A 24,145-nucleotide genomic window follows, 5' to 3' on the forward strand; every position below is an offset into this window, starting at 1 on the left:
TGCCGCGCTGTTAACGTCTCCATCGCGCCCCGTCTCATTACGGCACGCGCCAAAATGGTGGAAGCCAAGCGCGGCGATTTCGCGTATGGGCGCGTCGTCGCGGCATCAAACGCGCGTTGAGGAATGAACAACATGCGGGCAGTGGGCAGAAAGGCGAAGGGCGGCATGGCCCTACTGGCGCTATGCGCGCTGGTCGCCCCGCACCTGATCACGGCCGCGCCGCTCGATTTGCTGGAAGGTAGCGCCGCGCCGGTCGACCCCGCCGAACAGCCTGGCGACAATTTCCCCGGCTCCGCCTTTTTCTACGCCGAGGGCGCGTTCGATCCGGTACCCGGGGTCGAGATCGTGCAAAGCAAGCACGTGCTGGGCCTCGATGCGGTCAAGGCGGCCCCGGCCGCCGTCTTTCGCGGTCTTACGGCTGTGGATGGATATCGGGCAGCCAATTGCCTCACCAACGCGATTTATTATGAGGCGGGCAACGAACCCGAGGAGGGCCAGCGTGCCGTAGCGCAGGTGGTATTGAACCGCGTGCGCAGCCGTTTGTGGCCCGACAGCGTGTGCGGCGTCGTCTATCAAGGGTCCGAGCGCGTCGACGCCAAGTGCCAGTTCACCTTCAGTTGCGATGGGTCCATGATGCGGGCGCCGGTTCCGATTGCCTGGGCCCGCGCGCGCCGCATCGCGCAGGAGGCGCTCGCCGGCGCGGTTTACGCGCCTGTGGGCCTTGCCACCCATTATCATACGCTGGCGGTGCGACCGGATTGGTCGGCATCCTTGCAGGCGGTCGCGGTCGTGGGCGCGCATATTTTCTATCGCAATCCCGGATTCAACGGCACGGTCGCAGCCTTCAATGTCCCTTATACCGGTCGCGAACTGATATCTGGCCCGGCGCGCACGAGTTGGCCTGCAAAGCCGGTCACGGATGCCGAGATGCAGGGGATATCTGTGCCCTTGGCAACAGGCGCCGTCGCGCCTCCCGACACGCCGTCCTGGCTGCCGCATGCGGCGCAGAGCGCCACGTCAGCCAACGATGGGTTGCCGCAATCGACCGTCAGGCCTGAATATCGCAACAGCGGCCGCCCGCTTATCTGATCTTTTTTAAGGTTAAGGCTCAAGCCACCATTCAGCCGCTTGAATTGTCGCGGAAATAAAAATTGCCTGCCGCGATAAAGCGCGGGAACCGAATGGCATTTTTGATGGTTCTGTATTCCGGATAGCAAATCTTTTGCCCCCCGCTCTTGCTATCCACAAAATATGAGCCCGGAACGTTTCTCCCCCCGACGCGTTCCGGGCTCTACTTTTCTGAGCCGTCGTTCCGCCTGAAATCTTTATTGTTTGGCTCCCGGAACGGATTTTCGGACTACGGGTTTTTCCCATCGTCGCCGCCCTGAACGATCAGGCGGCAACCGTTTTTTGAGGAGATTTTTCGATGGCGAAGAAAATCATTACCGCCTTGCTGCTCACCGGTTCGCTAATGGTCGCTGCGTGCAACACCGTCGAAGGCGCAGGCCGCGACGTGCAGAGCGCCGGTAAGGCCGTGGAAGATGCTGCTGATTAAAGTCTTCGCAACCTGATTGCCCCCTCCCTAGCATGGGCTCGCCGGGCAGACGGCGGGCCCCCTTTTTTTTCACGGCATGCGCAAACACAAAAAACCCGGCGCTCCCTTGGGAATGCCGGGTTTTTTTAGTTGTGAGCGATGGGTCAGCCCCGTCCCTCGGGCGGCAATGTGATCTTCACATTCTCACCATTCTGCCCGGGAAAATTGGTGAACATCGCATCGATCAGATTGGGCACAAGATAGGTCAGCTTATTCGAAAGCGACTGTGCACTAGCTGTTCCTTCGAACAGGCGGCGATTATCGGCCGCGCGATCAATCTTGAGCTTTAGATCGCTGGTATAGACTGTGTAACTCGACACGTCGGTATAGCCGCGCGGTCCGAACAGCCATGGGTCATAGAAGCCATAGCCCCAAGGACGGCCCCAGCGGCCACGCCAGCCCCATCCACCGTAAAAGGGATCGCCAAAGCCCGTCGATCGCACCTTTTCCCGACCATTGTCGACATCATAAGCGACGCGGACGATGAGATCGGCGCTCGCGGGGTCATTAGCGCGCACATAGCCGGTTTGCGCCATTCGCTGCCCGACCAGGTCGGCATAATGTGCAAATTCCAGGCCACCGGCGAGTCTGGGATCATCAGCGACAATCGTGAAACTCTGCCCAGCAGGCGCGGGCAATTGCTGGAAACGGGCGACATCGGCTTTGAACGATGTGGCGCAGCCCGACAGCGCCACCAGCGCCAGCGCGGGCGCCGCGAACAGACCGAACTTCTTGATACGGGTCATTTTTCTGCGTCCTGTGACAGGCATGAAGCCTTAGGTTCATTCTTGCGCCCTGCACTAGCAAAAGGCAACTGAACATCGTTTGAACGCTTGAAGAGACCGAATGGGCGCAAACCATGTTCTCATAGCTTTGGACGGCAAGGGGGGCGTAAACCCGTCATCGCACTGGCAAATATCCGGAGCTTGCGGCAAGGATGACCGATGGTTCGTTTTTTCTGCATATGCGCTTCGCTTGCCATTCCGTTCTCAGCCAGCGCCTCCGAGGCAGCACAGCCGGCAACCCCCGTTGGAAACCCTGGGACCTGGGTGACCAGCAACGATTATCCGATGGAGGCAATGCGGCAGGAAATCGAGGGGTCCACAAGCTTTCGACTGGACATCGATCGCGACGGCATACCCACGACTTGCACGACAACATCCAGCAGCGGCGCGGCCATATTGGATGAAACGGCCTGTGCGAAGGCGATGGAGCGGGCTCGCTTCAGTCCGGCCAAGGATGCCAGCGGAAGCGCCGTCAGCGGCACCTTCACAGCACGGATTAACTGGCGTTTGCCCGACGCCTCAGCTCTATTCTCATCTCCCAGCATCACGGAGACGACGTTCACAATCAATCCGGACGGAAGCCCGTCCGACTGCCGCACGATGATCGACGGAAATATAGCGCCCGACCAGTCAAGTTGCCTGCCAATAATGGGTAAGCGTTTTCCGATTCAGAAGGACGCATCAGGCAATCCTATCCGGCAGAAAATGCGCATCACAACGAAATTGGAGAGGGTCGAAGAAGGCGACTGAAGGCCGCCTCTTCCTAATCTTCTCAGCGCATCAGCCCCATTGCGTCATAGGCCGCGCGCAGGGTTGGCTCGGCCGCCGCGGCTGCCCGCGCCGCGCCCTTGTCCAGGATCGCATCAAGCGCAGCGTCGTCGGTGCGCAGAGCCAGAAACCGCTCGCGGATGGGGCGCAGCGTTTCCACCAGCACTTCGCCCAGCGCGGGCTTGAAGGCGCCAAACCCCTTGCCGGCAAAGTCGGCGCAGACAGTATCGGGCGTCCTGCCGGTCAGCGTCGCGAATATGCCGACCAAATTATTGGCCTCTGGCCGGCCAGTCAGCCCCTCGGCGGTTTCAGGAAGCGGTTCGGGATCGGTCTTTGCCTTCTTCACCTTCTGCATGATGGCATCGTCGTCGTCGGTCAGGTTGATCCGGCTCATGTCAGACGGGTCGGACTTGGACATTTTCGCGCTGCCATCGCGCAGCGACATGATCCGCGCCGATTCCTTGGGGATGATCGGCGCGGGCATGGTGAAAAGGTCGATGCCGAAATCGGTATTGAACTTGGTCGCGATGTCGCGCGCCAGTTCCAGATGCTGTTTCTGGTCCTCGCCCACCGGGACATGGGTCGCATTGTAGAGCAGGATATCGGCCGCCTGGAGCACGGGATAGACGAACAGGCCGATCGAGGCACCCTCGCGATCCTTGCCGACCTTGTCCTTGAACTGGGTCATGCGGTTCAGCCAGCCGATCCGAGCAGTGCCGTTCAGCAACCAGCACAGCTCCGCATGGGCCGGCACGCGCGCCTGGTTGAACAGGACGGACCGATCCGGATCGATGCCCGCCGCAACCAGGGCGGCGGCCATGTCGCGAACATTGCGGATGCGCGCCTCGCGTCCTTCATGGACGGTGATGGAATGCATGTCGGCCAGGAAAAAGAAGCACTGGCTCTCACTGTCCATCTCATCCTGCATCCGCACCCAGTTGCGGATCGCGCCAAGGTAATTGCCAAGATGCAGATTGCCGGTGGGCTGGATGCCGGAAAGGACGCGCATTGTTGATCCGTTCTTGTCTTCAGTTTGCGTTTTTACGGCGCATCAGCGCCTTGATATCGGACAGCCGATAGGCCCCTGTAACGAAGGACGCCAGCCCGTAAAGCGCCACGCCCGCGCCAACCAGCAGCGCCAGTGCGAGGTACCGTTGGAACATCGTGCCGGTCAGCCATGGGTCGAGCAGGTCCTCCCCCGCCCACAGCGCCGCGCCCATAATCAGCGCGGCCAGGGCAAGGCGCGGGATACGGCGGCGCAAGCCTGCGTCCGCGGCGAAATGCCCGCGCTTGACCAGCGTGGTGTAAAGCATGGCGACATTGACGGTCGAGGACAGCGCGGTGGCGAGCGGCGGACCGATATGGCCCAGCGTCGGGATCATCGCCAGATTGCCCGCGATGTTGATAAGGATCGACAGCATGGCATAACGCACCGGCGTCTTTGTGTCGCCGCGCGCATAATAGCCGGGCGTCAGCACCTTCACCAGCACATAGCTCGGCAGGCCGATCGAGAAGGCCGACAGCGCCCATCCGCACCGCATCGCATCTTCGGCGGTGAAGCGGCCATATTGAAACAGGCCGCGCACGATCGGTTCCGCCACGACCAGGAAGGCGACAGTGGCGGGGAGGGTCAGGAACAGAGCCAGCTCGATGCCGCGATTCTGTGTCTCCATCGCCTGCGCGTCCTGCCCGTTCGAGAGCATGCGTGAAATGGTGGGCAGCAGGATAGTGCCAAGGCCGATGCCGATCAGGCCCAAAGGCAGTTGGTTCAGCCGATCAGCATAATAGATATAGGTGATCGATCCGGAGGCGAGCAGCCAACCCGACAAGGCGGTGGAAATGAGCAGATTGATCTGCGATGCGCCCGCGCCCGCAGCCGCAGGGATGACCCGGCGCAACAATTCGCGCACATCCCCATCGAAACGCGGACGCCTGAGCCGGATCCTCACGCCAGCCCGGCGGCAGGCAAGGACTAGCCACAGCAATTGCAGCGCACCGCCGATCGTGACGGCGATGGCCTGCACACGCGCGGTTTCATATTCATCGGCACCGTGGAAGAACCATAAGCCGACGATCATCGCGAGATTGAGGAGGATCGGCGCGGCCGCGTTGACCCAGAATTTGTCGAGCGAATTGAGGATGCCGCCCAGCAGGGAAGCGAGCGATATCAGCGCCAGATAGGGAATGGTGATCCGCGACAGCGCCACGGCATAGGCGAACTGGTCCGGAGTCGGATTCTGCCGCGCAAAACCGCCTGACAGCGCCCATGTGATCGGCCATGCCGCCGCTATCAGGACCAGAGTGAAGAGGATGAGCACCGGCAGCAGGATGGCCAGCGCACGCTCGGCAAAATCATAGCCCGCCGGGAGCCCCCCCTCCCCCGCGGTCTTCTTGTTGAAGAGCGGGATGAAGGCCGCCGAAAAAGCCCCTTCGGCAAAGAGCGCGCGAAACATGTTGGGCAGGCGAAAGGCGACGCCATTGAAAGCATCGGACGCGAAACCAGCGCCGACATAGCGCGCCGCCAGCGAATCGCGCACCAACGCGAGCACCCGGCTGGCGAGCGTCAGCCCGCCAACCGATCCCAGAGCGCGGACAAGCCTCATATCATGCCGCCCCGTCCCGCCGGAAAGCCCCCTTCGCCCGCCCATCCCCGCCTGCGGCAGACAGGGGCAGGACTGCAAGCGGCTCAGCCCGAACGGGAGCGAGGCTCATCGACGGATGGTCAGGCGTGACCGGCCGGTTCGCCCGCGGTCGCCTGCATCTGCTGGGCCTGCTGCATATAGAGCGAACCGAAATCGATCGGGTCCAGCAGCAGCGGCGGGAAACCGCCGTCGCGGATGGCGTCGGCCAGTACGCGGCGGGCGAAGGGGAAGATGAGGCGCGGCGCTTCGGCCAGCATGAAGGGCTGGATCTGGTCTTCGGGCACGTTGCGCATGCCGAAAATGGCGGCATAGAGCAGTTCGACGGCGAAAGCCGTGCCCTGCGGGGCGGTCGCCTTCACCTCGATCTTGAGCGAGACTTCCAGCACTTCCTCACCCACCTTGTCGGCGCCGATGTTGAACTGAACGTCGATCTGCGGCTGGTCCGGCCATTGATACACGGCCGGCGCGTTAGGGTTTTCGAAGGACAGGTCCTTCACATATTGACTGATGAGCGCGATCTGCGGCCCTGTGTCGGCGCCGTTGGGCTGGACGTTGATGGTGCTGTTGAAGTCGGCTTCGTCGGCCATATCCCTACCTTGACTTTCCCAGTTGGCCGGCGGCCGCTGGCCCCCGGAATATCAGTGCCCGCGCGCTTAGCAGGGCCGCGGAACAAGGGCAATGGCGGGTCGGGCACAGTCTATTTGAAGTTGGGGGGAAACATGCCTATGTTGTCGGGAACATCGTCCCGAACAAAGGGTATTTGCTTCCGTGTATGTGATCGTCATCCTCGCCATGATCGCCGGCTTTCTGGCGCTTCGGCTCTACTCCGTGCTCGGCAAGCGCACGGGCCACGAGCAGGAGCCCGCGCTGCGTCCTGCCGAGGATCGCGCGAAGGTCACGGTGTTGCAGCCCGGTCCTACCAACCATGGCGGAGGCGATACCGTTCGCCTGGCCGAAGGGCTGATTGCCCCCGGCGCGGAAACCGGCGTTCGGACGCTGATTGCAACCGATCGCAATTTCGATGTTCCCCAGTTCGTCGAAGGTGCCCGGAGCGCCTATAAGATGGTGCTGGAGGCGTTCTGGCGTGGCGACCGGGAAGAATTGGCGTGGCTTTGCGATGCCGATGTCTTGGCATCTTTCGAAGACGCCATCGCCGCACGCGAAGCGGACGGCCATGTGCTCGACAACCGTCTGGTGCGCATCGAAAAGGCGCAAATCATCGAAGCGACCGTCCGCGATGGCACCGCGGAAATCGCCATGCGCTTCGAAGCAGACATCGCTGCCGTTACGCGCGATCGCGACGGCAATGTCATCGCCGGATCGATGACCGACGCAATCGACACGAAGGATATCTGGACCTTCACGCGTGATATTCGCAGCGCCGATCCCAACTGGAAGCTCAGCGAAACCGACGAAGCGTGATCGCGGATCTGTTCGCAGCATGATGGGGCATCGCAAGGGGGGCGCTCTGCTGGCGGCGTTGTTGCTGTCGGCCTGCGCCGGCAGTGTCATTCCGCCATCACCAGGTGGCCCGGCGTCAGATCGCCCCAGCCCAACAGCGGCTGGCGATACCGCCGCCCGTCCCACGCCAGCCACTCCGCGTCCCACTCTTTCGGCAGACATGCCTGCGCAGCCCGGCATCGACACGACCACGGCGGCGGGCCTGGGCATCACCCGCGGGCCAGCAATCGCCGACCTGCTGCCTTCAGGCGAACGGTCGCGTCGGGCGCTACTTGCCTTTCGCTTGTCCTGCCCCGGCTTGATGCGGCGCGCGGACCAGAGCGGCCTGACGCGCGGATCGGATTGGAACAACGCCTGCGCGGCCGCCTCCAGTTGGCCGGAATCTTCGGCGAGCGAGTTTTTTTCCCGCTATTTCGAAGCGGTCCAGATCGGTGACGGCGCGGCCTTCGTCACTGGCTATTATGAACCCGAAATCGCAGGATCCCGAAGCCGTCAGCCTGGCTATGACGTGCCGATTTTCCGCCGCCCGTCTGACCTGATCGACGTCGATTTGGGCCAGTTCAGCGACAGCCTGAAAGGCCGTTCGATTCGCGGCAAGGTGCAAGGCACCAAATTCGTCCCTTATGATGCCCGCAGCCAGATCGTGGCGGGATCGTTAGCGGGCCGGGGACTGGAACTGGCATGGGCTGCGGACCCGGTGGAATTTTTCTTTCTTCAGATTCAGGGAAGCGGCCGCCTGCTGCTGCCCGATGGCGGCGTGATGCGCATCGGCTATGATGGGCAGAATGGGCGCGACTATACCGGCATCGGCAAGCTGATGAAGGATCGCGGACTGATTCAGGCCGGGTCGATGCAGGACATCATGCGTTATTTGCGCGCCAACCCGGCCGAGGGCGCGGCCATCATGAATGAAAATAAGAGTTTCGTTTTCTTCCGCGAGATCACGGGGCCGGGACCGCTGGGGGCGATGGGCGTGCCGGTGACGCCTGAAGCTTCCGTGGCCGCCGATCCTAAATATATTCCTATGGGCGCTCCGGTTCTACTGTCGCTTGATCGCGCCGAGCCCAACGGCATCTGGATCGCGCAGGATACAGGTGGAGCCATCAAGGGCGCGAACCGCTTTGACAGTTTCTGGGGTGCAGGCGCACAAGCGCGCGCAATCGCCGGAGGCATGTCCGCGCGCGGGAGCGCCCTTATCCTGCTGCCGATCGGGTCGACGGCCCGCCTCATTGGGCGCTGATTGGCCCCGCCATGATCCGGCGGCGGCTGAATGCAGAGGATGAAGCGCTCTGGGTGGCACTGATACGGTCGGTCCGGCCTTTGCGACCGCAACCAGCCCCGCCCGCGCGTCCCGCCGCACCAACGACGGTCGAGCATCGTCCTCCAAGCCGTTCAGGGCCGCTTCCATCCCCTGTGCCACCAGCTTCATCGCGACCTTCACCAGCTGCAAAATTGGACGGAACCTGGGAAAAGCGCATTCGTGGAGGCAACATCAGCCCGGACATGAGCATCGATTTGCACGGGCACAGCCTAGCGTCGGCGCATGCACGGTTGAATCAGGCCATGGCGTCCGCCGTGACGAACAATGCGCGCATATTGTTGGTCGTGACGGGAAAACCCCCAAAGATGACGGAAAAAGCCGGCGCGTCGCGCCGCGGGGCAATCCGCGGCGAAATCGGCCATTGGCTGGAAACCGGGCCGCACGCGCATCAGATAGCCAGCGTGCGGATCGCCCATCCGCGCCATGGCGGCGATGGCGCGCTCTATGTGATTTTGCGTCGCAAAAAATAATCGGACTGCGCTTGCGAATGCTGACCGTTTCTTAACCACCGTCCGTCATATGCAACGGATTGGTGCTCCTTGACCGGAGCGTAAAGCGGGCGGGAGATATATGCGGGGGGTGACGTTGAAAAGCCGCGCCACTGCCTTCGCCTGCGCCGCAGGGGCTTTGGTGTTCACGCTGTCGCTGGTGCTGGGTTACTCGCCGGACCAGCAGGACGACCTGAACCAGGTCGGCCGCGCATTGATCATCGCTATTCTGTGCGGGACATTGAGCTGGGCCTCGACCAGCCGATCCATGGCAGCGACCGCAGCCGCCGTGGATACTGCGACCGAGCGGCTGTTATCAGCGGCTCATGGCGATCTGCAATCTCCCGTGTCACCCAATATCAGCGCCGAACTGCCGGACCTGTCCGTCGCGATGCAAAGCCTGTTCAGCCAGGTGCGCACCAATCTGGACCATGTGCAGAGCCTGGCGCTGTTTGACCAGGTTACTGGCCTCGCCAACCGGACCAGCTTTTGTCGGCAGGTCGAGCGGCACCTGACCGGTCGAAATACGGACGCCATGGCCGCCCTGTTCTTCATCGATCTTGACGGGTTCAAGGGCGTGAACGACAGTCTGGGCCATGCGGCGGGCGATCAGCTGCTTGCCCGCGTCGCAGGGCGGTTACGCGAAGTTGTTATGGCACAGGTCAGCGCCGGCACAGGCGACGCCGTGATCGGTCGTCTAGCCGGCGACGAATTCACCATGTTCTTCCCCTTCCTGCCAGGCCCCAGCGCCGCAGCGCGCATCGCGCGCGCCGTGCAGTTTGCGCTCAGCGAACGATTCGATCTTGGCAGCCAGCATGTCGAACTTGGCGCATCAATCGGCATCGCCTGCTATCCTGACCACGGCGACACCTTGTCGGCCCTGCTGCGCGCGGCCGACGTCGCTATGTATCACGCCAAGCATCAGGGGCGGGGACGAGCGGAAATCTACAGCTCTGAGCTGGCGCTGGAGGCGGCCGATCGCGCCGAGCTGGAGCGAGACCTGTTGCTTGCGCTGCAACGCGACGAGTTTTTGCTGGAGTTTCAACCTCAGATAGACGTCATCAGCGGTCAGGCGGTCGCGGCTGAGGCATTGGTACGATGGGCGCACCCGGAGCGCGATCTGGTCATGCCCGGCACGTTCGTCCCGGTCGCCGAGGAAAGCGGCACCATCGTCGCGCTGGGCGACTGGGTGATGAGCCGCGTTTGCGAGACGGCCGCGCGCTGGGCAGAGGCCGGGCAACGACAGCGAATCGCCGTCAACATCAGCACCCGCGAACTGGCTCAGGCAGATTTCTTCCTGCGATTGCGTCACGCGATGGCGACACACCGGACGCCGGCGTCAATGCTGGCACTGGAAATTACCGAATCTGTCGCGATGAATATGGAGCCCCGCATCCTCGACCAATTGGCCGCCATGCGGACCGAAGGCCTGCACATCGCCATAGACGATTTCGGGACCGGCTATTCCAACCTTGCCCGCCTGCGCGAACTGCCTGTCGACCGTGTCAAGATCGACCGTAGTCTGGTGCGCGACATCGCCAGTTCCGCAGAAGCCCGCACCATCTGCTCCGCGGTGGTCGGCCTGATCCAGGGACTGGGCATGGAGGTGGTGATCGAAGGCGTGGAAAATGAAGCCCAAATGGATGTGCTGCGCGTTATCGGATGCACTCTGTTCCAAGGCTATCATCTTGCCCGGCCAATGGATGAGCAAAGTTATCTGACCCGCTTTGCCGTCCCCTTGATCGTGCACGAACGCCATATCGGCTGAAGATCAGGAAAGCCGCAGCGCTCGTTCCACGATGTGCGCATAGATGCTTTGAAGATCACGCAAATCCTGCAGCGCGACGGCTTCGTCCAGCTTGTGCATGGTCGCATTATTAAGGCCGAATTCTACGACCGGGCATAGTCGCGACAGGAAACGGGCGTCGGACGTGCCGCCCGTGGTCGACAGTTCAGCGTCGACGCCAGTCACATCCCTGATCGCCGCGCCGACGATGTCCGACAGCACGCCCGGCGCGGTCAGAAAGGATTCGCCACTGATCCGCGCATCCACCGTTCCGCCCTCCTGCGCCGCCAGCCTCGTGATCCGATCAATCAGCGATGCGCCGCTATGCTGATCATTGAATCGGATCGAGATACGCGCGGTGGCTTTTCCGGGAATGACATTATGAGCGGCGTTTCCGACTTCGATGTCGGTGATTTCGATATTGCTGGGCTGAAACCAGTCCGTGCCCTCGTCCAATATCTCCGCCTCCACCGCCGTCAGGATGCGGACCAATCGCGGGATGGGGTTATCAGCCAGATGCGGATAGGCGACATGCCCTTGCGACCCGGCAACGCTGATCCACATATTGACCGAACCCCGCCGGCCAATCTTCATCACGTCACCCAGGCGTTGTGACGAGGTGGGCTCTCCAACCAGGCACAGGTCCGGCCGCAGGCCGCGGGTCGCCATCCGCTCCATCAGGGCCAGCGTCCCAAAAATGGCAGGGCCTTCCTCATCGCCCGTGATGATCAGACTGATCGTTCCGGGCAAATCGTCTGGTAGAACGGCGAGCGCGGCAACAAACGCTGCAATCGCGCCCTTCATGTCCACCGCTCCGCGCCCATAAAGCAGGTCGCCGCGAATGTCCGGAGCGAAGGGATCGCTGCTCCATCCCGCGCCCGGAGGAACGACATCAAGATGACCAGCGAAGGCAAAATGCGGCCCCGCCCCCGGTCGTGCGCCACGCCAGCAGATTTTCCACAGGTCCGTCGGGGCGCCTCCCCCCACGATAAATCGATCGACGGTAAAACCCAGCGGGGCCAGCATCGCTTCCAGCTCGGCAAACACCGCGCCGGTTGCGGGAGTCACCGATGGACAGGCCAGCAAGCGCTGGGCCAGGGCCACGACATCATCATTGGTGCTGGTCATGCTCATGGCGACGCGTTAGCGAATGCCCCGGCCCTTGGCCAGCCGCACGGAAAGGAGGACGCCATGCCCCGCATCGATCTGGAGGATATCGTCCAGAGCAATGGCACAGGCTATCCGGCTGATCATGCCGCCCTCGTCCAGCAACGATGGGTGCGGCGGATCGCGCCGGCGGTGGGCCTTGCCGATTTTGGCGTCAGTCACGTCGTGCTGAAGCCCGGGGCCGCGTCGTCCCAGCGGCATTGGCATGAGGACGAGGATGAATTTATCGTGATGCTGGCCGGGGAGGCCGTGCTCGTGGAAGACGACGGGCGAACGCTGTTGCACGCTGGCGACCTGGCTGCATTCGTCAAAGGAGAGCCCAATGGCCATCAGCTGGTAAATGAAAGCGATGCCGACTGCGCTTTCATGGCGTTTGGACGACCTCCGTCGGGCGACTGCCATTATCCCGACATAGACCTGCTGTGGTCGAACGGGGCATACCGTCACAAGGATGGGAGACGATATTGACGATCGAGATTAACCGCCGCGCTCTGGTCACCGGCGCGGGAAGCCTGATGCTTGCCGCACATACCCCCTCCGCCATGGCGGCGACCGCTCCAGGCCCGATCAAGCCACGCCGGCTGCGGGAAGGCGACACGGTAGGCCTGATCGAACCCGCCGGTTTTACAGACGACGCATTCGACCTCGATCTCGTCGAAGACACGATCAGGGCCATGGGCCTGAAGCCCAAGCGCGCGCCACATCTCATTGATCGCTTCGGCTATCTGGCCGGAAAGGATGCGTACCGAGCGTCGGACGTGAACGCGATGTTCGCCGACCCTGCGGTCAGCGCGATATTTGCCGTGCGCGGAGGCTGGGGGTGCGCGCGTATCCTGCCATTGCTCGACTGGAGGAAGATTCGAAGCAACCCCAAGCTGCTGATCGGCTTTTCCGACATTACCGCCTTGCATCTGGCCTTTGCCGCCAAGGCCGGCTTCACAACGATCCACGGCCCTAATGCATCGAGCAGCTGGGGCCAGTATAGCTGGGATGCGTTCCGGGCGGTCGCGTTCGACGCGGGCACGCCGATGCTGACCAATTCACAGGGGCATGAAGACCGGCTGGCGCAACGGATCGGCCGCGTTCGCACCTTTGGCACGGGCGTAGCGCGCGGGCGGCTGCTGGGCGGCAATCTGACCGTCCTGGCTGCATTGATGGGCACGCCCTGGCTGCCCGATTTTGCGGGCGCGATCCTCTTCATCGAGGATATCGGCGAAGCGCCATATCGGATCGATCGGATGCTGACACAGCTTAAGCTTGGCGGAATTCTGGACAAGTTGGCTGGCGTCGCATTTGGCCAGTGCACAGATTGCGGGGCGGCAGGTCCGAGCTATGGCGGCTTCACCGTGTCGGAAGTGCTGCAACAGCATCTTGCGCCCTTGGGCATCCCTGCTTTCCAGGGCGGGCAATTCGGCCATGTCGCCAATCAATATAGCCTGCCGCTAGGCATACAGGCGGAAATGGACGCGACGACGGGAACGATCCGGCTGCTGGAGCCAGCGGTCAGTTAGCCGCCAGCGTGCGGGCGCACGTTCCAGCGCGCGCATCGCACCGAGCCATCGGCATCGACGGCGAATTCACCGAACGCGCCGGTGCGCAGTTTTGCGGGGGGAAGGCCAAGCGCAATCAGCGCAAAGCGGGCGGCCCCATTGCTGGTAATCAGCAGATCCGCCCCTTCCCCCGCATCGGCGAAAAAAGCGCGCCACGCCGCGATCCGGGCGGGCGCGTCCACGCGCCAGCCGTCCGGTGCGACGGCCTCGTCCTCCCATCGCGCAAGGGCCGCGGCGCCGATGCGCGCGACGACGGCATCCTCAGTCTTGCCCTCATCCGGGCCGTGGTCGATTTCGCCCAGCCATTCTCGTGTTCCGTCCAGTTCATGGCCGGTCGCGACCGCAATTGGCGCTACGGTCTGACGCGCACGCAGGAGCGGGCTCGACAGCAAAAGGCGAACGTTGGTTCCCGCGAACCATTGTCCAAGTGCGGCCGCCTGGGCATGGCCGCTGTCGACCAGCGGAATATCAGTGGCAGAGCCTATCCGCCGGGGCGCTTCGTTACTGGCGAATGTATTGCCGTGGCGGATGACAAAGATGCGGCGCACAGATGTCAAAGCGCCGGCGTCGGGTCGCCATGTTCAGCGATCAGGCGCTCAACCTTGCTGATGTCGGCTTCGGTATCGATGCCTGAACTGTCGAAACGCGACGCATCGACGGGAACAGTCATGATCTCGATACCCAGTTCGATTAGGCGCAGTTGCTCCAGCCCTTCCAGGCGCTCCAGCATCGTGGGCGCGCAGGCCTCAAACCGCCGCAGCGCTTCCAGTTGATAGCCGTACAGCCCCACATGCCGCCAAACGGGGGAAAGCCGATCGGTAGCACGCAAACGGTCTTCATCGCGGATTGCGGGCAGAATTGCCTTGGAAAACCAAAGAGCCCGCCCGTCGGGTGCTCTGACACAGGTCGTGCCGCTGAATGGCGATAGCAGCTTGTGCTCCCGCAAGGCATCAAGCGACTCCCAATCCAGCGCAATCACCGGAGTCGCAACTTCCGCCCCGCTTTCCAACGCGGCCAGTACGGCACCAAGAGCGCCTTCGGGTTGGAAAGGCGAATCGCCCTGAAGATTGACGACGAAGCGCGGCCACTCGGCGAACGACAGAGCCGCGGCCAATGCGCGGCCCGAACCGGTTGCAAGTGCGCTGTCGGTCATTACCGCCGGACATCCCGCCTCGCGGGCATGGGCCGCAATATCCTCATCGTCGGTCGCGACGACAAGAGCCACGTCATCCCTGTCCGAGATCGCCGCGCGCGCCATTGCGATCGTGCGATGCAACAGGGTCCGCCCTGCGATCAGCCGCAGCGGCTTGCGCGGTAACCGGGTGGACCCGGCACGCGCAGGAATGACGACAAGATGATTCAGGCGACCCCTGCGTGCAGCAGATCATGCATGTGCAGCGCCCCGGTCAGCCGGCCATTTTCGCACACGAACAACAGCATGATATTGCGCTCATGCATCATATGCAGCGCCTCGGACGCCAATTCATCGGGTCCGACCGCTTGCGGCGTGACCGTCATGAAACGGCCGACCGGTTCCGTCAGATTTTGCTTGCCGGTCACGGTACGCCGCAGATCGCCGTCCGTGAACGCGCCGATCAGACGACCATTACGATCAACCACCGCCGTGCCGCCCAGCCGGGCGCGCGTCATTTCAATCGTTGCGTCGAGCAGCGATGCGTCCTCCCGCACCATGGGAACCTGATCGTCGCTTGCCATGAGTTCCCGGACCTTGAGCAACTGCGCGCCCAACCGGCCATTGGGGTGGAACTTGTGGAAATCATCGGCGGAAAAGCCGCGCATTTCCATCAAAGACACCGCCAGCGCGTCGCCGAAGGCCATCTGGACCGTGGTCGAAGTTGTGGGCGCAAGCGCATTCGGGCAAGCTTCCTGGACATCCGGCATCAATATGCAAACGTCCGCAGCCTGAGCGACGGTGCTTTGCGGCTGGGCCGTCATGCCCATCAGAGGCACCGCGAACCGCTTGCAATATTGAATGATCGGACCGAGCTCGGTCGATTCACCGGAATGCGAGAGCATCAGCACGACATCGTCCGGCGTGACCATACCCAGATCGCCATGGCCAGCGTCCGCCGGGTGCAGGAAGATGGCAGGCGTTCCGGTCGATGTCAGCGTCGCCGTCATCTTCCGCGCAACAATACCGCTCTTGCCAATCCCCGTCACGATGACACGGCCCCGCACCTTCATAAGCATGCCAACCATGCGCAGGAAGGTGGCGGCAAATTCCCGGTCGCTGAACTGCGCTTCGAGCGCCTGCAAACCACCAGCGGCGATGGACAGGGTTCGGCAAGCAGTATCCACGATACGGCTACCCGAGCCAAATGGCACAATCTTGGATGCTAATGTCGACACGCGCTCGCCCTTTAGTTTCGCCCGATGCCGCGAGCCCTGTCCCGCCGGCACAAAGACGCCGATCATCCGCCGATTTCGGTCAGTGATCTTTCCTCGTTCCGCGACCCTTTTGCCGATCAGCTATCGGCATGACACGACTGTCTACGCCGTTTCAGCGACTTATGGCAATCTATTTTGCAGCTGCGAAGAGATTAGTGGAAAGAAAAATATCGGTATCAAAATGATTGGTGAGACAAGACGAAGATAAATAGCGACGAACAGCGCAACCTTTTCAGGATCCTTGCGTGCACTTAATCTAGATCATTGTAACGCCGATACCAGTTCACGAATCGGGGCACGCCAGTTTCGATCGCGGTGCGGGGAAAGAAGCCGATATCCTGGACGATGGCGCTGATGTCGGCAAATGTGGCATGAACGTCACCCGGCTGCATCGGTTGGAAGTCGACCTGTGCTTTCATGCCGATCGCATCTTCCAGCACAGCGATCAGGTGCATCAGTTCCTCAGGCCGGTTGTTGCCGATATTGTACAGCCGGTGCGGCGCCCGGCTGCCGCCCGCCTTCAACGCGCCATCATCTGTGGGGGGATGATCGAGACAGCCTATGACGCCGTCTACGATATCGTCGATATAGGTGAAATCGCGCTGCATTCTGCCATGGTTGAACACCGGGATCGGCTCACCCGCCAATATCCTGGACGTGAATATCCACATCGCCATATCCGGCCGGCCCCAAGGCCCATAGACCGTGAAAAAGCGCAGCCCGGTCATCGGAATGCGAAACAGATGAGCGTAGGTTTCGCTCATCAGCTCGTCCGCCCGCTTGGTCGCGGCGTAGAGAGATACCGGATGATCCACCCTGTCCTCCACCCTAAACGGCAAGCTTTCATTGCCGCCATAGACGGAGGAAGAGGATGCGTAGACGAGATGACGGACATGGCGTTCGCGCGCCAGCTCCAGCATGTTGACATGCCCTGACAGATTGGACCGAACATAGGCATGGGGATTGACCAGCGAGTAGCGAACTCCCGCCTGAGCGCCGAGATGAACGATCGCCTCGATCACCTGGTCGGCCAGCGCCGCCTGAACCGCCGCCATGTCGGCGAAATCCAGTTCGTGAAAGGTGAAAAGCTTGCCATGGCGTTCGCGCAGACGGCTCAATCGCGCCTGCTTCAAGGCGACCGGGTAATAGTCGTTGAGATTGTCGATGCCGACCACGGCATGGCCCTGCCCCATCAGCCGGTCCGCAACATGCATGCCGATGAACCCCGCTGCGCCAGTGACCAATATCGTCATGCCATTTTCTCCGCCAAGGGCATCTACGACCCCCCGTTTTTGCCCTGCAGGCTGCTTTACAGCGCCGCGCCGCCCCTGCCCATAGAAGATCGGGTTTAGCCATTCCCTAATGATTCGCCGCTATCGCACCATCATGCCCATGGCTTTCCATCCCAGCGGTCCCGATGCCAACGGACAATGCTCGGCGCAGCGCGCGCTGTGGGCGGCGCTGGCATTGGATGCGGCCGAGCCCAATGCCTTCTATGCGCCGGATATGCTGACGACGGCGCTTAGTCATCTAGACGGCAACGGTCGGGTGCAGTTGATCGAAGCGGAAGCAAATGGAAACCTGATCGGCCTGTTGCCGGTCGTGACCCATGCGCGCCACGGACGACTGCCGGTCGCGTGCGTCGGCAACTGGATGCATGACCATTGCTTCATGGGCGCGGCGCTCATCCGGCGGGGCGCGGAACAAGCCGCATGGCGGGCCTTTCTGGCACAATTGGATGACGCCCCATGGGCGCCGGGATTTCTGCATCTTCAGGGGATCGACGCTGCGGGGGCCAATGCCGCGGCCATCGCAGCGATTTGTACGGAACAGCATCGGGGCTGGCGCGAGGTGCATCGTTATGACCGAGCCATGCTGCATTCCGACCTTGGGGCGGACAGCTATTGGGATACCCATGTGCGAGCCAAGAAGCGCAAGGAATTGCGCCGTCTTCAAAAGAGGCTGGGGGATCTTGGCGCGGTCGCCCAACGCTTGCTGACGGAGGCGTCGCAACTTTCCGAATGGGTCGAATCCTTCCTCGCGCTCGAAGCGGCGGGGTGGAAAGGCAAGCAAGGGACGGCGCTCGCCTGTTCGCACGCCGACAGCGCCTTTTTCCGTGCGGCTTGCGCCAGCGCGTTTCAAGCCGGCCGGCTGCATATGCTGCGGCTCGACCTCAATGGTCGGCCGATCGCGATGCTGGTCAATTTCCGCCATGGCGAGGGCGCCTTTTCCTTCAAGATTGCAATCGACGAGGAATTTGGCCGCTTTTCGCCGGGTGTGCTGATCGAAATCGCCAATCTGCACGCGGTGCAAGGCGATCCGGACATCGCCTGGATGGACAGCTGCGCGGCCCCCGGTCATCCCATGATCGACAGCCTCTGGGCGGAGCGGCGGACGATCGTCCAATATCGGATCGCGCTGCGCGGGGCGGGCACCAGACGGCTGCAACGAAGCGCGGCATTTGCGATCGCCAATGCAAGCGAGGCGATCGCCAGAAAGTTGAAAGGACGGGCATGACCATCGTGGACACCGCCGCCATATTCGCCGAATCTGCGCGCAGGGCGTTTGCCGCCGCCTATCCCGATCGGCCTGCGAAGCTGGACCATGGGCTGGTCGGCCACAGCTTGCTGACGCTGGACGCATTGGCAGCACTGGCGGAGCGGATGCCGGCTGGGTCGGTGGAATATAATCTGGGGAAGCTTCCGCTGGGCGTCCGGCCGGAAGATACGCCGACAAACGGGCTGACGCTGGGCGAAACGATCCGAACGATCGAAACCAATGGCAGCTGGGCGGTGCTCAAGAATGTCGAGCGCGACCCGGCCTATGGCGCGCTGCTTGACGCGGCGCTGGCGGAGCTGGAGCCGGTCGTGACGGCACGGACCGGGCCGATGCTGCACCGGGAAGCCTTCATCTTTTTGAGTTCACCGGGCAGCGTCACGCCGTTCCATATGGACCCGGAGCATAATATCCTGCTTCAGATCATGGGCACCAAGACGATGACGGTCTTTCCGGCGCGGGACGAAGAGTTGGTCCCAGCACAGAAGAGCGAGGATTTCCACGGCGGCGGTCATCGCAACCTGGAATGGCAAGATGGGTTTCAAACACGGGGCAAGGCCTTTCCGCTGGCGCCGGGCGAAGCCGTGCATGTGCCGGTAAAGGCGCCGCATTTCGTGGAAAATGGCCCGGCGGTATCCGTCAGCCTGTCGGTGACCTGGCGGTCGGACCGGTCCGTGGCAGAGGGCGAATTGCACAGTTTCAATGCGCTGCTGCGCAAGCGGGGATTGCCCATTGGCGCGGTTAGCGAACGGCCCGAGCGGCAGGGCATGCGCCGGCTGGTCTATCGCATCATGCGGAAGCTGGGCGCCTGAGCAGACGGCGCAGCAGCGCTTCGAGTTCCAGTCGGGGCGAGAAACGCTCGACCATCCACCATTCCAGCCGTTCCTCGCAGGTGGCGAGGCTTTGCTTGTAGCGATCCTTGCCGGCGAGGAAAGAATAGCGGGACAGCGCGCGCGCGGCATAATGATCGACCGCTGCGGCGTGGCAGAGCAGGCCGGGCTTGTCCTTGGCCCCACGCGGCGGAGCGAAGGCGGACTGGTAGTTCATCGCGACGCCGGCGTGGACGAAGGTCACAAGCAGGCCGACAAGGTCCGGACCGTCGGTAAGGCGCAGCAGTTCCACCTCCCCGCCGGCAAGGCCCCGCGCCGTCAGCGTCTCGACAAAGGCCCGGAAAGCGGGATCGTCCCAGGCATTGTCGGCATGGCGGCCCTGGTTAAGCTGCGCCATGTCGGCAATCCAGGGAGCGATGTCATCCGGCGTGGCGCGCGTGACCTGGGGCAGGATGCCGCCGCGATCTTTGAGCGCGCGGCGGATCTGGCCGCGGCTGTTGGCGCTGAGCAGCGAGAGATAATCGCCGTTTGCGGCGCGGACGGCGTCAAGGTCAACCTGATAGACCGGCGAGACGTCGCGGCACATGTGGCGGCGGGCGGGGAGATCGAGCAGCGGGCTGCCCGGTTCCATGCCGCTGAGGCGCAGCGCCCGCCAGTCCCGGCGGGAAGCGAGCGCGGCGATGGCGGCAATGGTGGCTTCGGGGGCGAAATCCCGGTCGGTCAGCAGGCCGTTATATTCGATATAGGGCCGGTCAGCGGCAGGATCGCCGGACTGGTTGAGGCAGAGCGTCGCGACCGGTCCCAGCAGACGCGGCTGCATGGCATGGCCCACCAGCGCCAGCGCAATGTCTCGGCCCTCATCATCGACCACGGCCAGCAATTCAGGTTCAACCCTGTAGCTGTCGAGCCAGGCGCCGATCCAGGTCCAGCGCAGGAAGAAGGATGCGTCCGAGCGCGCCTCCAGCGCCTGCCAGCGCCGGGCCAGCGCAGCCCGGTCGGGCCGGGAAAAACTCGCTTGATAGGACATGGCGCTCCTTGTGGCAGAGCGCGCCCCTGGGTCAAGCGGCCGATCAGGCCGTGATGCGGCGGGCGGGATCGACGGTGCCGTCGCTGCGCACGCCCGCGCGGGCAAGGTCGCCACGCATATGGCCGGTAAGGAAGCGCACCCACATCAGGAAATCGGCGCGTAGCGACCAGAGCGGATAGCGAAAGGTCGCAGGGCGGTTGCGTTCGAAGAGGCCATGGCCTGCCCAGGCGAAGCCATAGCCCGCAACCGGTAATGCCAGCGCCAGCCACCAGCCCCCGATAAGCGGCGCGCTGGCCACCATGGCGACGACCAGGCTGGTGCCCGCATAATGGAGCGCGCGCGTGCCCGGACGCGCATGCTCCTGAAGATAATAGGGCCAGAAATCGCGAAAATGACGCATCACTCTCCCCCGAATTTTATCCGTTCCCCTGTAACGTGCGGGCGCGCGCGCGATTAAGTCTTTTGAGCCGGTCCGTGCGCCCTTTCCGGGGCATAGAGAAAATAGTCATAGGCCGCGCGCGCGGCTTCGGCGATGATGCGGTCGCGCGACTTGTGCCCCTTGCTGTCCTTCATGACGAAGGCGACGACAGCGAAGCGGCGGCCATCGGGCAGGCGCACGACTCCGACATCATTGCCGGTGCCATTGAGCGAGCCGGTCTTGTGCGCAACGGCGGTGCCGGGCGGCAACATGCCGATGATCCGCCCCTTGCCGGTTTCGCAATGCGCCATGATGGTGAAGAGCCGCTGGGTGCTGTCTGCCGACAGCGCCTTGCCAGATTCATAGGCGGTGAGCAGGTCGAGCATCGCCCGCGGGGTGGAGGTATCCTCAATTTCCGTAGCGAAAGCGAGATTGGGAAGGTCGCGCAGGTCGCGGGTGACAAGCATGGGATCGGCGCGGCGGGCGGCGTCGGCATTCTGGCGGAAACGGCCCGACAGTGGATGGATGCCCATGGCGCGATAGAGAAGATGCGCGGTATCGCTGTCGACACGCAACCCGTCGACGCCAAGCCCCTTGACGAAATGCGTGATCGCGGCCGGCCCGCCGGCGCGCGCGACAAGCACGTCGGTGGCGTTGTTGTCGCTTTTTTGCAGCATCAGTTCGAGCAGCCGCTGGACCGAAAGCGATGCGCCGGGGCGAGAGAACATCCACGCGATACCGCCCTCGCTCGCCAGCGCGGGGTCCAGCGCCAGTTGATCGTCCAGCCGCACATCGCCCGCGTCGATCAGTGCGAAGATGCGGCCGGCGACCGCCACCTTGTAGGCGCTGGCCATGGGAAAGAGCGTGTCGCCATTGATCGCCTGCGTTTCGCCGGTCTGAAGATCGCGCACGGCAATGCCGACCGTGCCGTCCGACAGGGTGGCGAAGCGTTCAAATTCACCCAGCAGCTTGGCCTGCGCCGACTGTTCGACCAGCGGGCGCGGCTGCGGGCCAAAAGCGTCGGCGCTGGGCAAAGGCGCGAAGAAGAGGCCAAGGCCGGCGAGCGCCGCGCCGCAGCGGGCAAGATGGGCGCGCGAAACCTGCGCACGGACGGCGGTGAGGCCGGAGAGCGAAAAGCGGGAGGCGGAGGGCATGACCCTGTCCTTGCGCAAGCCGGCGCGCATGGCAAGCCCCTGCACAGCCTCCAGCGGTTGACGCGCCGCAATTGGCCGATCATCACCCCACGACATGAGCACCCCTCTCCTGCTGCCCGGCGCCTGGGCCACCGCCCTGTCCGGCCGGATCGACGACACCGACCTGACCGCAATCGCGCAATTTGTGGAGGACGAAATGGCGGCGGGAAAGCGCGTCTTTCCGGCGCGGGATGATATCTTTCGCGCCCTTGCCCTTACCCCGCCGGAGGCCGTCAAGGTCGTGATATTGGGCCAGGACCCCTATCATGGCGAGGGACAAGCGCATGGATTGTCCTTTTCCGTGCAGCCGGGCGTGCGCACGCCGCCGTCGCTGCGCAACATCTACAAGGAGTTGCACGCGGACCTGGGGATCGCGCCGGCCGGTCACGGGCATCTGGACCATTGGGCGCGGCAGGGCGTACTCCTGCTCAACAGCGTGCTGACGGTGGAGATGGGCAAGGCCGCGTCGCACCAGGGCAAGGGCTGGGAAAAGCTGACCGACGCGATCGTGGCGCAGGTGGCGGAGCGGGTGGTTCCGAGCGTGTTCCTGCTGTGGGGCGCCCATGCGCAGCGCAAGGCTGGCGCGATAGACGAAGCGCGCCATCTGGTGATCCGGTCCGCCCACCCTTCCCCTTTGTCGGCGCACGGAGGCTTTCTGGGATCGCGGCCCTTTTCGCAGGCCAACGCCTTTCTGGAGGCGCAGGGGCGTGGCGGCATCGACTGGGCGCTGCCGCCGGTGGAAACGGACATGCCCCGATTACTGTGACGCCGGGCCGGCGGGAGCGAACGGCGAACCGGCAGGGCGACAGGAGCGAAGTTCACGGTGTTGTGGGGCTTTTTCGGCCCGAAGCGACCACTACGCGCCTGCGAAGCGACCACGAAGCGACACCCAAGCGACAGGGCTGAAAGCGCCGAGGGCCTGTGCGATTGGCCGATATCGGGCGGATTGGTGCTGATGCCGGGGATGGCCGCGACTTCCCTATCGAAGGCGCGAGCCGGAGATGGACCCCCGCCTGCGCGGGGATGACGGGATGAGACGCGTCGGTTCACCGCAAAGGATAGATCAGACGAAATCCTATATTGGAAGGCTTTTTATCGGCGCGGCGACGTGACCAGTGCGCGGGAAGCGAGAATGTGGCAGGTAACAGCGCCCGTTCCTTATCATCGTCCTCGCGAGGGCGGACAGCCGCCTCTCCTGCGCCGCATTTGCGCTAACGTTCGCAGATAGGTTTTCGCTTTGTCCTGCCGCCGTTCTTAAGGTGGTGGAAATGACGGAAAGGGTGGGAAGGGGATTGTCGGCTTTCGGGGAGAGCGATAGGAAAAGCAGCCATCAAATCTGGTGGAATGAAACCCCGAAGTCCTCTCCTTCCAGCGTGAAAGCCGAGAAGCGACGTTCTGGGAAATCATGTGCGAGTTTCGCGTGGAGCATCGCTGCCATCCTCTTTGCTAGTTGGTCTGCTTGAGTCTCTTTAAGCTGGCTTTCGGTAGGATCGTTGGGGAATACGCCTTCCAACAAGAAGGCGTTCATAGCAGTTTCAATCTGTTGGCGAGTGTGGCCTTCGTTTTCCCACCCCCGCAACCGCTCCACATCGAGGGGGCCGCGTAACACATAGCCTTCGAACGACACGAACTCAGGCCAGAAAAACGAGCAGAAACCTAGAGCATGGTCGGCTCGGCCCTCAATCCATATCCAATCGGCAGGCGTAATGCCTTGCCCGTTGTTCCACTCGGCCAGTTGCGGGATCAGATGAGAGACGTTGGTCATGGGGTCAGCGTAGAAAGGTTTTGAATGTCCGCAAGCATTCAAGCCGATTGTGCCGCATGCCGTCTGACATTGGTCGAGAGGCGAACGTCACGTTCACTCCGAGATCAGGTAACGCATTGGACCGCGGCATTCGCACAAAGAGGAAGAGTGGCGCACGCTCAGCCGGCGACGGGGGAAAGCCGCCATCTGGCCTTTGGCCGGCCATCTTCCCTTCCGGGGGAGGAAGCCTTGATGGTGGCGGCATCGGATGGCTGAAAAAACGGCCCGGCATGATGGCCGGGCCGTCCAGTGCTTCCACCCACGCGCGCGGAGGGAGTATATGTGTCTCCGCGCGATGGCTGTTGTCGCGGGCCAGCGGCCGCGAATGGGGGGGCCTGTCGATCGG

Annotated in this window: 25 protein-coding genes; 12 read left to right on the top strand and 13 right to left on the bottom strand. The window is 62.8% G+C overall.

Annotation, left to right across the window (positions count from 1 at the left end):
* The first annotated feature begins 132 nt into the window (after positions 1–132).
* Together SKA58_RS11135 and SKA58_RS11140 are read left to right on the top strand one after the other, a co-directional pair.
* Positions 133–1,089, top strand: coding sequence for a cell wall hydrolase (locus SKA58_RS11135; protein ID WP_037543464.1), 957 nt, complete (start codon positions 133–135; stop codon positions 1,087–1,089).
* A gap of 337 nt (positions 1,090–1,426) precedes the next feature.
* On the top strand, positions 1,427–1,555 hold the full coding sequence (locus SKA58_RS11140) for an entericidin A/B family lipoprotein (protein WP_009822535.1): 129 nt from the start codon (positions 1,427–1,429) through the stop codon (positions 1,553–1,555).
* A 143-nt stretch (positions 1,556–1,698) separates the two neighbouring features.
* On the opposite strand, the gene SKA58_RS11145 is transcribed toward SKA58_RS11140, so the two are convergent.
* Positions 1,699–2,340 (bottom strand): DUF4136 domain-containing protein, encoded by a 642-nt coding sequence (locus SKA58_RS11145; RefSeq protein ID WP_037543007.1) that lies wholly within the window; start codon positions 2,338–2,340, stop codon positions 1,699–1,701.
* Positions 2,341–2,538: 198 nt separating this feature from the next.
* Between SKA58_RS11145 and SKA58_RS19165 the strand changes: the two genes are divergently transcribed.
* Positions 2,539–3,129, top strand: a complete 591-nt coding sequence (locus tag SKA58_RS19165; protein WP_083784890.1) for an energy transducer TonB — start codon at positions 2,539–2,541, stop codon at positions 3,127–3,129.
* Positions 3,130–3,151: 22 nt separating this feature from the next.
* Here SKA58_RS19165 and trpS read toward each other — a convergent pair whose 3' ends face one another.
* The 3 genes from trpS to secB form a co-directional block, all read right to left on the bottom strand.
* Positions 3,152–4,156 (bottom strand): tryptophan--tRNA ligase, encoded by a 1,005-nt coding sequence (gene trpS, locus SKA58_RS11155; protein WP_009822538.1) that lies wholly within the window; start codon positions 4,154–4,156, stop codon positions 3,152–3,154.
* Positions 4,157–4,175: 19 nt separating this feature from the next.
* Positions 4,176–5,750, bottom strand: a complete 1,575-nt coding sequence (gene murJ / locus SKA58_RS11160) for a murein biosynthesis integral membrane protein MurJ (RefSeq protein ID WP_009822539.1) — start codon at positions 5,748–5,750, stop codon at positions 4,176–4,178.
* A gap of 119 nt (positions 5,751–5,869) precedes the next feature.
* Positions 5,870–6,376 (bottom strand): protein-export chaperone SecB, encoded by a 507-nt coding sequence (gene secB / locus SKA58_RS11165; protein ID WP_009822540.1) that lies wholly within the window; start codon positions 6,374–6,376, stop codon positions 5,870–5,872.
* A gap of 181 nt (positions 6,377–6,557) precedes the next feature.
* Between secB and SKA58_RS11170 the strand changes: the two genes are divergently transcribed.
* From SKA58_RS11170 to SKA58_RS11185, 4 genes are all read left to right on the top strand, one after another.
* Complete coding sequence (locus SKA58_RS11170) at positions 6,558–7,211, top strand: Tim44/TimA family putative adaptor protein (protein ID WP_009822541.1); 654 nt, start codon at positions 6,558–6,560, stop codon at positions 7,209–7,211.
* Between the two features lie 22 nt (positions 7,212–7,233).
* Positions 7,234–8,490, top strand: a complete 1,257-nt coding sequence (mltA, locus tag SKA58_RS11175; protein ID WP_198005980.1) for a murein transglycosylase A — start codon at positions 7,234–7,236, stop codon at positions 8,488–8,490.
* An 11-nt stretch (positions 8,491–8,501) separates the two neighbouring features.
* Positions 8,502–9,041: a Smr/MutS family protein gene (locus SKA58_RS11180; protein ID WP_037543012.1), complete on the top strand. Its 540-nt coding sequence runs from the start codon at positions 8,502–8,504 to the stop codon at positions 9,039–9,041.
* Positions 9,042–9,141: 100 nt separating this feature from the next.
* Entirely contained in the window at positions 9,142–10,827 is a 1,686-nt protein-coding gene (locus SKA58_RS11185) for a putative bifunctional diguanylate cyclase/phosphodiesterase (protein ID WP_009822544.1), read from the top strand.
* A 3-nt stretch (positions 10,828–10,830) separates the two neighbouring features.
* Here SKA58_RS11185 and dapE read toward each other — a convergent pair whose 3' ends face one another.
* Entirely contained in the window at positions 10,831–11,979 is a 1,149-nt protein-coding gene (dapE, locus tag SKA58_RS11190; RefSeq protein WP_009822545.1) for a succinyl-diaminopimelate desuccinylase, read from the bottom strand.
* Between the two features lie 57 nt (positions 11,980–12,036).
* On the opposite strand from dapE, the gene SKA58_RS11195 reads away from it, so the two are divergent.
* Together SKA58_RS11195 and SKA58_RS11200 are read left to right on the top strand one after the other, a co-directional pair.
* On the top strand, positions 12,037–12,480 hold the full coding sequence (locus SKA58_RS11195) for a cupin domain-containing protein (RefSeq protein WP_009822546.1): 444 nt from the start codon (positions 12,037–12,039) through the stop codon (positions 12,478–12,480).
* A gap of 47 nt (positions 12,481–12,527) precedes the next feature.
* Positions 12,528–13,523 (top strand): S66 peptidase family protein, encoded by a 996-nt coding sequence (locus SKA58_RS11200; RefSeq protein WP_037543471.1) that lies wholly within the window; start codon positions 12,528–12,530, stop codon positions 13,521–13,523.
* Here the strand turns inward: SKA58_RS11200 and SKA58_RS11205 are convergent.
* The 4 genes from SKA58_RS11205 to SKA58_RS11220 all read right to left on the bottom strand — a co-directional run bounded on the left by SKA58_RS11205 (position 13,520) and on the right by SKA58_RS11220 (position 17,224).
* A complete protein-coding gene (locus SKA58_RS11205) occupies positions 13,520–14,110 on the bottom strand; it encodes a histidine phosphatase family protein (protein WP_009822548.1) in 591 nt (196 codons plus the stop codon). The two genes, SKA58_RS11200 and SKA58_RS11205, sit on opposite strands and share 4 nt — an antisense overlap.
* A gap of 5 nt (positions 14,111–14,115) precedes the next feature.
* Complete coding sequence (locus SKA58_RS11210; protein WP_037543016.1) at positions 14,116–14,925, bottom strand: 3-deoxy-manno-octulosonate cytidylyltransferase; 810 nt, start codon at positions 14,923–14,925, stop codon at positions 14,116–14,118.
* Positions 14,922–15,998 carry a KpsF/GutQ family sugar-phosphate isomerase gene (locus SKA58_RS11215; RefSeq protein WP_009822550.1) on the bottom strand — a complete coding sequence of 359 codons (1,077 nt, stop codon included), beginning with the start codon at positions 15,996–15,998 and terminating at the stop codon, positions 14,922–14,924. Before SKA58_RS11215 ends, SKA58_RS11210 begins: the two co-directional genes overlap by 4 nt.
* Positions 15,999–16,222: 224 nt before the next feature.
* Positions 16,223–17,224 carry an NAD-dependent epimerase/dehydratase family protein gene (locus tag SKA58_RS11220; RefSeq protein WP_009822551.1) on the bottom strand — a complete coding sequence of 334 codons (1,002 nt, stop codon included), beginning with the start codon at positions 17,222–17,224 and terminating at the stop codon, positions 16,223–16,225.
* Positions 17,225–17,357: 133 nt separating this feature from the next.
* Between SKA58_RS11220 and SKA58_RS11225 the strand changes: the two genes are divergently transcribed.
* Together SKA58_RS11225 and SKA58_RS11230 are read left to right on the top strand one after the other, a co-directional pair.
* Positions 17,358–18,488 (top strand): GNAT family N-acetyltransferase, encoded by a 1,131-nt coding sequence (locus SKA58_RS11225; RefSeq protein ID WP_037543476.1) that lies wholly within the window; start codon positions 17,358–17,360, stop codon positions 18,486–18,488.
* Positions 18,485–19,339, top strand: a complete 855-nt coding sequence (locus SKA58_RS11230; RefSeq protein WP_009822553.1) for a cupin-like domain-containing protein — start codon at positions 18,485–18,487, stop codon at positions 19,337–19,339. The genes SKA58_RS11225 and SKA58_RS11230 overlap by 4 nt, the downstream gene beginning before the upstream one ends.
* Here the strand turns inward: SKA58_RS11230 and SKA58_RS11235 are convergent.
* The 3 genes from SKA58_RS11235 to bla are packed head-to-tail and all read right to left on the bottom strand — an operon-like array spanning position 19,317 to position 21,986.
* Positions 19,317–20,384, bottom strand: a complete 1,068-nt coding sequence (locus SKA58_RS11235; RefSeq protein ID WP_009822554.1) for a GNAT family N-acetyltransferase — start codon at positions 20,382–20,384, stop codon at positions 19,317–19,319. The two genes, SKA58_RS11230 and SKA58_RS11235, sit on opposite strands and share 23 nt — an antisense overlap.
* Before the next feature lie 43 nt (positions 20,385–20,427).
* Entirely contained in the window at positions 20,428–20,784 is a 357-nt protein-coding gene (locus tag SKA58_RS11240; protein ID WP_009822555.1) for a DUF962 domain-containing protein, read from the bottom strand.
* A 53-nt stretch (positions 20,785–20,837) separates the two neighbouring features.
* Entirely contained in the window at positions 20,838–21,986 is a 1,149-nt protein-coding gene (bla, locus tag SKA58_RS11245) for a class A beta-lactamase (RefSeq protein ID WP_009822556.1), read from the bottom strand.
* A 64-nt stretch (positions 21,987–22,050) separates the two neighbouring features.
* On the opposite strand from bla, the gene ung reads away from it, so the two are divergent.
* Entirely contained in the window at positions 22,051–22,761 is a 711-nt protein-coding gene (ung, locus tag SKA58_RS11250; protein ID WP_009822557.1) for a uracil-DNA glycosylase, read from the top strand.
* 564 nt (positions 22,762–23,325) lie between these two features.
* On the opposite strand, the gene SKA58_RS11255 is transcribed toward ung, so the two are convergent.
* Positions 23,326–23,760 carry a hypothetical protein gene (locus SKA58_RS11255; protein WP_009822558.1) on the bottom strand — a complete coding sequence of 145 codons (435 nt, stop codon included), beginning with the start codon at positions 23,758–23,760 and terminating at the stop codon, positions 23,326–23,328.
* Between the last annotated feature and the right edge of the window lie 385 nt (positions 23,761–24,145).

Source organism: Sphingomonas sp. SKA58 (assembly GCF_000153545.1).
In the GTDB taxonomy this organism is placed as follows: Bacteria; Pseudomonadota; Alphaproteobacteria; order Sphingomonadales; family Sphingomonadaceae; genus Sphingobium; species Sphingobium soli.